The 11,696-nt window shown below is 35.8% G+C and carries 14 protein-coding genes and 1 other annotated feature; of the genes, 6 read left to right on the top strand and 8 right to left on the bottom strand.

The window, feature by feature from the left end; genetic code table 11:
* Positions 1 to 168 precede the first annotated feature (168 nt).
* A complete protein-coding gene (locus BM350_RS18695) occupies positions 169 to 315 on the top strand; it encodes a YuzL family protein (RefSeq protein ID WP_090916082.1) in 147 nt (48 codons plus the stop codon).
* Between the two features lie 83 nt (positions 316 to 398).
* Positions 399 to 1,235 carry a D-alanyl-D-alanine carboxypeptidase family protein gene (locus BM350_RS18700; RefSeq protein ID WP_090916080.1) on the top strand — a complete coding sequence of 279 codons (837 nt, stop codon included), beginning with the start codon at positions 399 to 401 and terminating at the stop codon, positions 1,233 to 1,235.
* A gap of 24 nt (positions 1,236 to 1,259) precedes the next feature.
* Here the strand turns inward: BM350_RS18700 and BM350_RS18705 are convergent, their stop codons facing one another.
* From BM350_RS18705 to BM350_RS18715, 3 genes are all read right to left on the bottom strand, one after another.
* Positions 1,260 to 2,177 (bottom strand): proline dehydrogenase family protein, encoded by a 918-nt coding sequence (locus BM350_RS18705; RefSeq protein WP_090916077.1) that lies wholly within the window; start codon positions 2,175 to 2,177, stop codon positions 1,260 to 1,262.
* A 463-nt stretch (positions 2,178 to 2,640) separates the two neighbouring features.
* A complete protein-coding gene (locus tag BM350_RS18710; RefSeq protein ID WP_090916075.1) occupies positions 2,641 to 2,886 on the bottom strand; it encodes a YusU family protein in 246 nt (81 codons plus the stop codon).
* A gap of 102 nt (positions 2,887 to 2,988) precedes the next feature.
* Positions 2,989 to 3,291 (bottom strand): MTH1187 family thiamine-binding protein, encoded by a 303-nt coding sequence (locus tag BM350_RS18715; RefSeq protein ID WP_090916073.1) that lies wholly within the window; start codon positions 3,289 to 3,291, stop codon positions 2,989 to 2,991.
* 200 nt (positions 3,292 to 3,491) lie between these two features.
* On the opposite strand from BM350_RS18715, the gene BM350_RS18720 reads away from it, so the two are divergent.
* Entirely contained in the window at positions 3,492 to 4,250 is a 759-nt protein-coding gene (locus tag BM350_RS18720) for a TrmB family transcriptional regulator (RefSeq protein WP_090916071.1), read from the top strand.
* A gap of 21 nt (positions 4,251 to 4,271) precedes the next feature.
* Here BM350_RS18720 and BM350_RS27035 read toward each other — a convergent pair whose 3' ends face one another.
* The 4 genes from BM350_RS27035 to BM350_RS18740 all read right to left on the bottom strand — a co-directional run bounded on the left by BM350_RS27035 (position 4,272) and on the right by BM350_RS18740 (position 8,180).
* Positions 4,272 to 4,445 (bottom strand): hypothetical protein, encoded by a 174-nt coding sequence (locus BM350_RS27035; RefSeq protein WP_090916069.1) that lies wholly within the window; start codon positions 4,443 to 4,445, stop codon positions 4,272 to 4,274.
* Between the two features lie 474 nt (positions 4,446 to 4,919).
* Complete coding sequence (locus tag BM350_RS18730) at positions 4,920 to 6,230, bottom strand: APC family permease (RefSeq protein WP_090916067.1); 1,311 nt, start codon at positions 6,228 to 6,230, stop codon at positions 4,920 to 4,922.
* A gap of 58 nt (positions 6,231 to 6,288) precedes the next feature.
* Positions 6,289 to 6,526 (bottom strand) — a binding site (T-box leader).
* 543 nt (positions 6,527 to 7,069) lie between these two features.
* Positions 7,070 to 7,867: a membrane protein insertase YidC gene (yidC, locus tag BM350_RS18735; protein ID WP_090916065.1), complete on the bottom strand. Its 798-nt coding sequence runs from the start codon at positions 7,865 to 7,867 to the stop codon at positions 7,070 to 7,072.
* A 28-nt stretch (positions 7,868 to 7,895) separates the two neighbouring features.
* A complete protein-coding gene (locus BM350_RS18740) occupies positions 7,896 to 8,180 on the bottom strand; it encodes a hypothetical protein (RefSeq protein WP_090916063.1) in 285 nt (94 codons plus the stop codon).
* Positions 8,181 to 8,384: 204 nt separating this feature from the next.
* Between BM350_RS18740 and BM350_RS18745 the strand changes: the two genes are divergently transcribed.
* The 3 genes from BM350_RS18745 to BM350_RS18755 all read left to right on the top strand — a co-directional run bounded on the left by BM350_RS18745 (position 8,385) and on the right by BM350_RS18755 (position 10,882).
* On the top strand, positions 8,385 to 9,278 hold the full coding sequence (locus tag BM350_RS18745) for a YitT family protein (RefSeq protein WP_090916061.1): 894 nt from the start codon (positions 8,385 to 8,387) through the stop codon (positions 9,276 to 9,278).
* A gap of 525 nt (positions 9,279 to 9,803) precedes the next feature.
* The gene (locus tag BM350_RS18750; RefSeq protein WP_090916059.1) at positions 9,804 to 10,181 is read left to right on the top strand and encodes a DUF3938 domain-containing protein; all 378 of its coding nucleotides are present in this window, start codon (positions 9,804 to 9,806) and stop codon (positions 10,179 to 10,181) included.
* Between the two features lie 347 nt (positions 10,182 to 10,528).
* Complete coding sequence (locus tag BM350_RS18755; protein WP_090916057.1) at positions 10,529 to 10,882, top strand: hypothetical protein; 354 nt, start codon at positions 10,529 to 10,531, stop codon at positions 10,880 to 10,882.
* Between the two features lie 113 nt (positions 10,883 to 10,995).
* On the opposite strand, the gene BM350_RS18760 is transcribed toward BM350_RS18755, so the two are convergent.
* Entirely contained in the window at positions 10,996 to 11,610 is a 615-nt protein-coding gene (locus tag BM350_RS18760) for a DedA family protein (RefSeq protein ID WP_090916055.1), read from the bottom strand.
* Between the last annotated feature and the right edge of the window lie 86 nt (positions 11,611 to 11,696).

Consider the following 11,696-nt stretch of genomic DNA (forward strand, 5'->3'; position numbering starts at 1 on the left):
GTCGCAATCTATGAGTGAGCCTCTACTAATAAATATATGATATCATTTAAATTTTCGCAATATATTTAAAAATAAAATTTTCTGAACTTATTTCTTTTTTTATTTTTGGGGCATGATATGTAGTGAACTTCCTTTCTTAAAATAATTGGTTAAGCGGAGGCATAACTTATGGCTAAAATTAAGAAAAATCCTTCAAAAGCAGGTATTAGTTCGACAAGCGTAACAGGAAATGCTGGCCCAGTTGACCGCGGCATCGAAAAAGGCCGCCAAGGAAATAATCAGCAATATAAAAAACAAAACATGGGCGAAAAATAAGAGTACTAATATAGGCAGCGAACATGGCATAATAAAAAATGGGCTATATCGCTGCCTATTTCATACATAAAAGAGGGTCCAGAATGAAACGAACCATTACACTACTTGTTATTACAACTACATTATTTATTGCAATGATTTTTTCTTTATATACGCATAGGCAAAAAGTTAAGGCCAATCAGCCTGATATATCCGGGAAATATGGCGTGACGATTGATGCAAATACAGGAGAAGTTTTATACGGAAAACGGGAACATGACCGTTCCTATCCAGCGAGTGTAGCAAAAATGATGACCGCTCTCCTTTTACTGGAGAATGTAAAAGAAGATGAAGAGATTATCGTGACAGAACATGCGATAAAAACAGAAAGCCAAAGTAAAAAAATCACACTACATGCTGGTGAAAAGTTAAAGCGCAATGAGGCATTAAAGCTCATGCTTGTCATTAGTGCCGACCCAATTGCCGAATCAATTGCAGAGCATATCGCCGGTTCTAAAGAAAAGTTTGTAAAACTGATGAATGAACGAGCAAAACAACTCGGAGCAAAACATACAACGTTTAAAAACGCAAGCGGAGCTGATGCACTTGGAAATAAAATTTCACCCTATGATTTAGCACTTATTACAAAAGAAGCATTAAAGTTCCCAGAAGTCTTGCAAGATATGAATACCATTCATACAACAGTAAAAACATCAATACAAACGAAAAAAATCGCAAACTATGGACGTGAAGAATTGTACGCTGATCCACATGCGATTGGAAGTAAGAGCGGTCTTTCTGCGTTAGCAGAATATACAGTCGTTACAATAGATGAAGAAGACGGGAAAAGAGTGATTAACGTTGTCCTCTCTACTGGCCGCAAAACAGTGTATCCCGATGCCAAAAAGATGGCAGAATATGCTTTTGAACAATTAAAATAACCAAGGAAGTTTAAACTTCCTTGGTTATTTTTTAACCATTCCTTTTAATACGAATGCTACGTTAGCTGGACGTTCTGCTAAGCGGCGCATGAAATAGCCATACCAGTCATTTCCATACGGTACGTACACGCGCATTTTATATCCTTCTTTCACAAGCTCAAGTTGACGCTCTGTACGAATACCGTACAACATTTGGAATTCAAACTGATCACGCGAAATGTTATATTCTTCAGCAAGTTTTTTTGTATATTCAATAATTGCATCATCATGTGAAGCGACTGCTGTATAATTACCATTTAATAAGTGCGTTTTAATAATTTTTTTATAATTTTCATCTACATCTTTCTTGTCTGGGAATGCCACTTCATCAGATTCTTTATACGCCCCTTTTACAAGACGTAAATTTGGATGATACGCATTCAAATCATCTATATCTTTCTCTGTTCGATATAAATACGCTTGAATTACTGTACCAACATTATCATATTCTTCTCTTAATTTCATGAAGATGTCAATTGTTTTTCCACAACGTGAATAGTCTTCCATGTCAATTGTTACAAACACACCGTTTTCTTTCGCTGCATCTAAAATACGGCGCATATTGTTCATAACTAAATTTTCTGAAATATCCAGACCCATAGAAGTCATTTTTAATGAAAGCTGAGAATCTAGCTTTTCACGACCAATTGCACGAATTGCTTCAATTGATTCATCCGCCATCTCATTTGCCTCTGCCTCGTTATCAACAAATTCCCCCAAATAGTCGATCGTAACACAAAGGTTCTGTTTATTTAAATCTTTAATAGCAGCTACCGCTAAGTCAATTGTTTCTCCCGCAACAAAGCGCCCTGCTCCAAAACGTAAGCCGTACTTTTTCGCTAGTTTTGTTAGCGCTTTATTTTTTGATAAAAACAGGAAAGAATTACGCATTAATTGTTCCATGTCTTTCACCCCTATGACTGTACTTTGTCTGTTTTTTACCCCTCTTCTAAATTATATCATTGTTTAAAATTATTTGATACAAATAATTATTTAGATAATTAACACAATAATACGAGAATGTTTGCATATTTGAATTTCAAAAGGAGAAACCATAAAAAAATTTTTCGACATACAGAAATGTTAAGAGATGAATAGCCAGGTACATCTCTCACCAGTAAATTCGACAAATGTTTTGAGTCCCCTATCCTCTCTATACCCAAGACGAAAGTACTTCTTTGCTTTCATACAAAATTGATATACAAGTAAACATTATATAAAAATAATTCATTGACATTTTCACTTTCTTTCTCCCTGCATGTGACAGGAAAAGGCACTGACCGCTTCCACACACGGTCAGATGCTCTTGTCCATCTAAAAAGAAAAATTTTTTGTCTACGTTTCAACTTGTATATAATTTTCTTTTTTACTTTTTTTGTCTATGCTCGTCATTCAACCTTTTAATTTCTGCAATTAACTGTATCATCTCTTCTTTTGCATCCGGATACGTTTCATTCCAATGCTTTACAAGAGCTGGCATCGTTTTAGCGATATACGAATACAACGCCCATTTTTCAACCTTTTGCTTATATTCTTCATTGTCCTCTCCTAATAAGAGCTCTGTATACTTCTCTAACAAGCCATCAAACTGTTCTTGAAATTTTTCGTTCATTCCTCTCATTCCTCCTTCGTATTTCTTTAAAATTGATAATAAACAAGTGTCTTATCATTCGTCAAAAAAGAAGCAGCCTCATTTAGCTGCTTCCCTTGCACTTTATAACTTCGACTGTACAGATTGTAACTTCTTCTCCATTGAGCTAACTTTATCACGGCGATCATCAACGCGAATATTTGTTGCTACGCGGCCTGCCCCTTTAGAAAACGGAACTTCATGCATTTGCTGAATCACTTCAAATAATACTGGAAGTTCTCCTTCAATAATTGTATTCATTGGTGTTAATTGGTACTTCACGCGATCTGCATTTTTCTCAAGTACTTTTTGTATTTCTGCAACATACTCACTTACACTTGTATTACTTGTTCCAACTGGAATAATGGTAACATCAACGATTGCCATGTTTGTTCACCTCTTCTATAGATTCCTTATTATTGTACAAAAATTTTTTCCTAATTAAAAATATATCGATGCTTCGACACAATATACGACACGAAACGATTTTTCCTAAAATAGCAAATATCATTAAAATAACTGTACTTGTATTCCGGTGAAGAGTTATTTATTCTTAAGACACAAGAATTTTTTGTTCGGGAGGAATTATGTTACAGAGATTCGGTTTTTCACAATATGAAAGTCAAGCATATGAAGTTCTCGTTTCAAGCGAAGAGCCGCTTGATGCAACAAGCATCGTAAAGTATTCCGGTGTTCCAAAAGCAAAAATATACGAAGTATTAGTACGCCTTGTTGATAAAGGCATGGTGATGGATTCTGTTTCGGAAAAGAAAAAGCTATATACAGCTCTGCCACTGCAGCTCGCTATTGAAAAATTAACTGCAGAATTTCAAGCAAATATTGAAGAGTTACAAAACAACGTATCGAAAAAAATATTTACAGATGACCGTGTATGGAGCTTAAAAGTACAATCTTCTATTCATGCGCAAAGTAAACAACTTGTGCAAAGTGCGAAGAAATCCATTCGGATGTCTGCATGGAATGATACATTTCTAGAGTATATGCCACTTCTAGAAGAGAGGAAAAAACAAGGCGTTGAGGTAGAAGCACTTGTTGTAGGAAGCCTTGATACAACATTAGAAAAAATCCATCTCCTCATCCCAACAGAAGAGCACCATGCGCTTGAGCGCTTTTTACTCATCATTATTGATGATCGCGAAATTTTATTTGCCGGCGCTGAGCAAAACTCATGGCAAGCAATGAAAACAATGTCTCAGCCATTCGTTAAATTTTTCACGGAATTTTTCTATCATGACGTTGCCCTTGCGAAAATTACCGAGAAACATCATGATTTATTTATGAATGATGAGGAAATTCGAAACCTCTTAATGAAACTGCGCTATTAAAAAACGGACATGTATCCCTATTCATGTCCGTTCTTCATTTTGCTTCTTAATATCCGATAAGAGTGAGATTATTTGCTCATTCTGTTTTATTTGTTCTTCTGAGTTTATATACATAATCCGAATCCAGCGAAACACAAAGGCAAGCAACAAAGCAGGTAGTATCATAAATAGAAAACCAATCATAGATGATACCATCCTAACTAGCACCTCCTCTTTTTATATAAATTTATTTTGATTTCTCGACATACAAGTCACTGCTATGAAGAATACAACATGCCCGCTACTTGCTTGCTCCCTTTGTTTCAAACCTCGCGCGTGGCAGGAGCGTTACTACGCACGGCCAGATGCTCTGGTCTCCTCCCTAAAAAGAAAGGGATTTTTATATCAGTTTTTAACTTGTATATATAACGAACATATTCCACAATCTCTTCTCATATCCTTGCATAAAAAATAGACATCTCCAAAAGATGCCTATTTAAATTCATTTTGATTTTTCAACATATAAGCCGCTGCTATGCAGAATACAACATAACCTGCAATCGCTTTCTCCCTTTGTTTGAAGCCTCGCACGCGGCAGAAAAAGGCCCTGACCGCTTCTCTGTACGGCCAGGGGCTCTAGTTCTTCCCAAAAAGAAAGAGGTTTTTTGCGTTTATACATTTCAAAAATCTCTATTCATTAACTCTCTTCTTATTTAAATACCAATACACTGGTAATCCTGTTAACACGATACCAATTGACAAGAAACATCGCTTTGGCTCACTAATCATTGCACTTCCAATTACAAATAATGATCCTAAAATTGCTATTACCGGTACGATTGGATATAAAGGAACACTATATTCACGCTTTTGTCCTGCATTACGCTTTCTTAAAATGAACACTCCGATAAATGTCATAACATAGAAAATATAAATAATAAATACGGAAATCTCAGACAGTTCATTCGGATCGCTAATCAGCATTAAAATAATACCGAGTAGAATTTCAACAAAGATTGCGTTTACTGGTGTTTGAAACTTATCATTAATTTTTGAAATAAATTTTGAAAACGGAAGTTGGCCACGCTCTGCCATTGATACTGGGATACGTGGGAATGTTAAAATTTTTCCATTTAAACATCCGAATATCGAAACAATAACACCTATACTAATCAATTTCCCGCCATATTGCCCTAATAACATATCAGCTGCTGTCGCTGTTGCATTCTCACTGAGAGTAACAATCTGCGTCGCTGGTAAAATTTTTAACAATGCCATATTAATTAACACATATGCTGCTGTTACAATAAGAATCCCAACTGTCAATGCTTTTGGTAATAGCTTCGTTGGATTTTTCATCTCACCGCCGATAGATGCGAGTAGAATCCAGCCATCATATGCAAATAATGTTGCTAAAATTGCCATCCCTATACTTTGATTTGCAGACTCTGGTACAACAACGTTAAATACATCGCTATTCCCTTTCCAAAATCCCATCACAACAATAAGCACAATTGGAATCATTTTCCCAATTGTTGTTACAGTTTGAACAATGCCCCCATATTTTGTTCCCACACTATTTACAACACCAAGAAACACAACTGTTCCAATCGCAATTGGTAAATTCCATACTTTATCAATATGAAAAAAGTTTAAAAGCAATGAGCTAAAATACAATCCCAATGTCCCAATAATTGCTGGTCCATATACAAGTGTTTGCATCCAGCCAGATAAATAACCCCAAAACTTACCATAAATCTCTTCTAGATACGTATACAAACCACCATTTTTCGGAATTTGCGCTCCGATTTCTGCAACCGTTAAGCCACTTGCTAAGGTTAAAATACCCCCTACTACCCAAGCAAAGATTGCCATGTTAGAACTTCCTGCATAATCCAATACCTTACCTGGCTTCATAAATACGCCAGATCCGATAATTGTTCCAACAACGATTGATAATGCGACTGTTAGGCCAATTTTGTTTTTGTCATCGTGATGCATAACTGTGTGTCCTCCCTCTAATCCTAGTTTAATTTAAATAAAAAACACTCATCCCTATAAAAGGGACGAGTGTTATATTCGCGGTTCCACCCTTGTTCCAATTGGCATGAAAACACAAAGCACCAATTGCTCAAGTTTCAGATAACGGCACTTGCCGGCAAACAATTACTAGATATTCGTTCACTGCTGCAGTTCAAAGGTGGTAAACTATTTTTTCGTATTAGGAAACTCACAGCCTAAGGCTTCCCTCTCTGAAAATCGTAAAAAACAGATCATGTCCTTATCAATACTTTTATAATGTCGAATTTTGTTATTAATGTTCATTATATTGAATTTTTGAAAAAAAGCAAGTGTGTTTTATAGTACAGAACAAAATTATTTTGGTATAGTATAACAGTTATTTGAACTCACCGATTCGCTTCCTCCCTTTGTTTTAAACCTTGCACGTGGTAGAAAAAAGACCTGACCGCTTCTATGCACGGCCAGATGCCCTCGCCCATCTAAAAAAGGAGGAGTTTTTATCGTGGATTCAACTTGCATTTATATCTTTTCTACTTACCTTATATATAAATACATTTTGGTGTTTCAACATATAAGTCGCTGCTATGTAGAACAAAGCATGACCCCCACTCGCTTTCTCCCTTTGTTTTAAACCTCGCACGTGGCAGAAAAAGGTACTGACCGCTTCTATGCACGGCCAGGTGCTCTCGCCCATCTAAAAAAGGAGCGTTTTTTATCGTTTTTCACTTTGTATTTATAAAGAAAAAGAGTTAACCCAAATCCTGCTAAAACAGTACTTTAGGTTAACTCCTTCCTTATATCATAACAACAAGCTTCTCTTATGCCTCTTGTAGTTGTCCATCTTCACGATCCATCACTTTCTTTAATAGCACAGTTTGAATAACAGTAAATAGGTTACTTGTAATCCAGTACAAGACAAGTCCTGACGGTGCCGCAAATCCCATAAATAAAATCATTGCCGGCATCATAAACTGCTGAATTTTCAATGCTTGACTTTGATCTCCTGTCATGTTGGACTGCAATATTTTCATCTGTAGAAATGTTGCCATAGCAGCAAGGGCAGGTAAAATGTGATATGGATCTGCATGTCCTAAATTCACCCATAAGAAAGAAGCTGAACGAATCTCTTCCGTATGACTAATGGCATAGTACAATGCTGAGAAGACCGGCATTTGAAGTAACAATGGTAAACAACCCATCACCGGGTTCACACCGTTTGTTCTCATTAAAATCATCATTTCTTGCTGATATTGTTTTTGTTTCTCCGGATTTTTCGTCGTATCGCCATACTTTTCCTTCAACTTCTGAAGCTCTGGCTGCATTTTCTTTGTTTTTAATTGACTGCGATATTGCGTAATCGTCAGCGGCAATAATATCGTACGAACTACAATCGTAATGATGATAATGGCAATCCCAAAGCTATGATTCGGCAAATGGTGTGCCACAAACTGCAACATAACAGAAATTGGATATACAATATAGTGATTCCAAAATCCAGGACTATTCGCATCAATTGGTGCTGCATTTGCATTCGCATTTGCATTACCACACCCTGATAAAACAACAACAAGTAATAATGATAAACTTACGAGCCAAGCTCGGTATGATTTGAACATATATATTCCTCCAATGTTTCATAATTCGTTAGCGAAACATTGGTATATACGGACCTACATCATCACTCTCTCCACTTGCTTCTTGCCTGCGGACTGAGCGGGCCATTCCATGTTTATAAAAGATAGAGAAAAACGAGATATTCCCTATATGCTTCTCGCACGTTTCAACAAATGCGAAAGCTTTCTGTCTCCCTCTATATGTTTGCTGGCGCACAAAACGCGAAACATTAGTGAGAAACAAAACTTCTAATAAACAAAGTGCCGTTGTTACAACAGATATATATAACATTGCATCTTGCAATAGAAATTCCATCTCTTCACATCCTTATGACAGGATTATATCATACTGTTTCAACATGTAAATTCCTTATATTTTACATATTTATGTTTTTATACATGCGTTTAAGTTGTAAAAATTTTATAAAATTTTTGCATAATAATAAAACTATTGTCAGTTGTTGAAAAAAGCATTATCCTCTTCTTGTAATCAAAAACGAATATGGAGATGAAAATAGACATGGGCCAACTAGGAGACGCCGATTACGTTCCCGATACCGCCTTTTTATCATTCCCAGCTGCAAAAACATGGCATTTAGAATTTGTAATTCAACTTATTGTTATTTTAGTTGCTTCAATTTTCTATGCAGTTTCAATGAATATGTTTTTTATTCCACATCATATGATTAGTGGCGGCTTTACTGGCGTTGGGATGATTATCGGTTATTTAATGCACTACAACATTGGTGCACTCATCTTTTTATTAAACATTCCACTTCTCTTTCTTAGCTATTTTTACTTAGGAAAGAAAACGACTTTTTTAACAGCATACTTTGTTACTGTATCGACGCTTGCTATGAACATCATTCCCGTTCATCAAATCTCAGATGATATTTTATTATCTTCTGTCTTTGGCGGTGTGCTGTGCGGGGCTGCAACAGGAATCATTTTCCGCTTTGCTTCTTCGACAGGCGGATTCGATATTATTGGGTTAATTGTGGCAAAACATAGAGATATTTCGATTGGATCTATTATATTTGTCTTTAACCTCATTCTACTTGTAATCGCTGGTTTTATTTTCGGTTGGGATATTACACTTTACACACTCATCAGCCGATTTGTAGCAAGTAAAGTAATCGATTCCATTCATACAAAGCACATTAAATTAACAGTGATGACCGTTACAGAAAAAGGAGATATCGTGAAAAATACATTGCTCCAAAACGGGATTCGCGGTGTAACAATGGTTGATGCTGTCGGTGGATATACAAATCATAATAAAAAAATGATTTACACAGTTGTTACGCGCTATGAACTAGGAGAAATTAAACGTCTGATAAGGCACGTTGATAGCCATGCTTTTATTAATATTACAGAAACAGTAGAAGTAGTCGGACGATTTAAACGTATATAACAAAGCGCAAGGATGATGTCCTTGCGCTTTTATTTTCACTTTATAAAAAAGTAAAGCGCTTTGCTGGATAACGTATACCAAAATTCAAAATATCTGATAATTATTTTAATTCGAATCTAAAACATGTTATACTATGTATACATCATAAAAGCAAGCAATACATATAGCATATTATTTCATTTTTATATAAATACAAATTAAAAAATCGACATAAAAAAACCTCTTTTTTTAGGCGGGAGAGAGCATCTGGTCATGCATAGAAGCGGTCAGTGCCTGTTTCTGCCACATGCAAGGTTTAAAACAAAAGGAGAAAGTAAGTAGCGATCATGTTATTCTGCATGGCAGCGACTTATAAAGAAAAGCGGCGCCGACTGTTTAGGCCCTCATGTCTCAGAACCTTCTCGTGTGGAAGGTTCTGAGACATGAGGGCCTAGGGGGCAGAGCTAGACAAAGATGTCGAAAAATTAAAATGGATTTATATATTAGTTCTCCTATTCAAATTATGATGATAAAGGAGCAGAGCATATGAACAAGAAATTTAGACTTATTATCGCAACATTATTTGCCATAGCAGGCGGTCTCTTATGCTTTTGGACAAATAATCATATTGGTAAAAATTTATATATTAATGGTATTGATTCCATTGTAAGCGCTTCCGTTTTAGGCTCGTTTATTTTCTTCTTTTTCAATCAGGCAAAAAATACTAGAAAAACGACGCTTTTAACAATGATCGGTATCGTCGGCGCTTGCATCTCATTTTCAACAACGAATTATGACTTACCGCTGCAGATTAGCACAGCCTTCTTCCATGGTCTTTGGACTTGGTTTATCGCATTTTTCATGGCAGATATCTTTCAGTTGCTACAAGATGACAGTCATGTTCAGGCGGAAAGTAATTCTTAATAGCAAGGCTGTTTACCGCTAATTATAGAAATAAGAGGAAAAAGGCCATCCTAACTCAGTTAGCTTTGAGGAAGGATGGCCTTTTTCTATTGTTTTTTTAACTGAATCGCTATAAATACAAGTTTCACCATTCTATATGCCAACAAGTTATGCATAATCTTATCAACAACAGAAGCTTGTATATCACTCTATAAACTTGACCTTTTCCTTTTAACAAACAATTCATAACAAAAATGTACTTGTATTATTTTTCATATCCTCATTTTTTAACATATTTACATATTCTATAATATAACTTACAATAAAAGTGTAAAATTACACTTTTATTGTGAAGAGGAGTATGTATTATGGCATTATTACTTTTGTCGATTATATTATTTGCACTTCTATTAGTAATTCAAGGTATTCGTGATAGAAGTATACCCTTTACCCTGCTAGCTTGTATTCCCTTTCTCATGATTTTCATGCCTATTCTGTCCCTCATTCTTGGAATACCTGAAAATCCGCTGCCTATTACAAATTCTATCAATGTATTTTGGAGTATTCTTACCATCCTTTACAGCTTACTTTTTGTTATAAGTGTATTAAAAAAGAATGTAGTAGCACTCATAATGAGCTTTATACAAATATGTACTACTGCTTTTTGGTTCTCTGTTATCTCTGGTTTTTGGGTCTATCCTACCTTTGGTTTTATATTATAACTACATACATTTCTGTTCCTACCGATAATGAATAACACACTAGCTTACCTATACAAAAAGGCAGCGCTTCTCTCAACAGAAGCACTGCCTTTCTCAACATGAAATGGATCATTTTAATTTACTGTGTGTGCAAACACACGCTTAATTTCTTTACGGAATCGGACAGCTACACATACCGCCACAATCACCACAATACCAATAATAATCTTTCCGATATGATCTTCAAGCAATCCAAAAATTGCATCTATGTTGCCACCTAACCAATAACCGCCTACTAAGAAGAACGTTACCCAAAACAAAGCCCCGCTATAGACTGTTACCGCAAAGCGGCGAAATGGTAAATTAATAATTCCTGCAAAATATCCTGTAAAATGACGCACACCAGGAATAAAAAACGCAATAAATATTAAGGAATACCCATACTTATCGAACCACTTTCGCGTTAAATCAATTTTGCGCTGCGTTAGAAAAACATATTTGCCATACTTTTGAATAAATGGCATACCAAGCTTGTTCCCTAGAAAATATTGAATTGTCATCCCAACACTTGTCCCTAAGAAGGAGAAGAAGATTAATAATGGTAAGTGTAACTCACCTGTATGCGCTAAATATCCCGCATAAGCTAATGTTGGCTCTCCCGGAAACGGAAGTGCAATATATTCTAACAGTAGTCCAACAAGTACAACATAGTAGCCGTACTGTTGAAATAATTCGTGAATCCATTCCATGTCGACCTCTCCTTTTCCTGCTGATACGCAATCTTCTATAACGTACTTAGTTTGTATTTTTATTGTATAAAAACTTCTAGAAAACT

Origin of the sequence: Bacillus sp. 103mf (genome assembly GCF_900116295.1) — a bacterium.
Taxonomy (GTDB): Bacteria; Bacillota; Bacilli; order Bacillales; family Bacillaceae_G; genus Bacillus_A; species Bacillus_A bruguierae.

Bases quoted from the DNA above. Each gene is read 5' to 3' on its own strand.
- BM350_RS18695 (WP_090916082.1), top strand. From the start codon at position 169: ATGGCTAAAATTAAGAAAAATCCTTCAAAAGCAGGTATTAGTTCGACA.
- BM350_RS18700 (WP_090916080.1), top strand. From the start codon at position 399: ATGAAACGAACCATTACACTACTTGTTATTACAACTACATTATTTATT.
- BM350_RS18705 (WP_090916077.1), bottom strand. From the start codon at position 2,177: ATGGAACAATTAATGCGTAATTCTTTCCTGTTTTTATCAAAAAATAAA.
- BM350_RS18710 (WP_090916075.1), bottom strand. From the start codon at position 2,886: ATGAACGAAAAATTTCAAGAACAGTTTGATGGCTTGTTAGAGAAGTAT.
- BM350_RS18715 (WP_090916073.1), bottom strand. From the start codon at position 3,291: ATGGCAATCGTTGATGTTACCATTATTCCAGTTGGAACAAGTAATACA.
- BM350_RS18720 (WP_090916071.1), top strand. From the start codon at position 3,492: ATGTTACAGAGATTCGGTTTTTCACAATATGAAAGTCAAGCATATGAA.
- BM350_RS27035 (WP_090916069.1), bottom strand. From the start codon at position 4,445: ATGGTATCATCTATGATTGGTTTTCTATTTATGATACTACCTGCTTTG.
- BM350_RS18730 (WP_090916067.1), bottom strand. From the start codon at position 6,230: ATGCATCACGATGACAAAAACAAAATTGGCCTAACAGTCGCATTATCA.
- yidC (WP_090916065.1), bottom strand. From the start codon at position 7,867: ATGTTCAAATCATACCGAGCTTGGCTCGTAAGTTTATCATTATTACTT.
- BM350_RS18740 (WP_090916063.1), bottom strand. From the start codon at position 8,180: ATGGAATTTCTATTGCAAGATGCAATGTTATATATATCTGTTGTAACA.
- BM350_RS18745 (WP_090916061.1), top strand. From the start codon at position 8,385: ATGGGCCAACTAGGAGACGCCGATTACGTTCCCGATACCGCCTTTTTA.
- BM350_RS18750 (WP_090916059.1), top strand. From the start codon at position 9,804: ATGAACAAGAAATTTAGACTTATTATCGCAACATTATTTGCCATAGCA.
- BM350_RS18755 (WP_090916057.1), top strand. From the start codon at position 10,529: ATGGCATTATTACTTTTGTCGATTATATTATTTGCACTTCTATTAGTA.
- BM350_RS18760 (WP_090916055.1), bottom strand. From the start codon at position 11,610: ATGGAATGGATTCACGAATTATTTCAACAGTACGGCTACTATGTTGTA.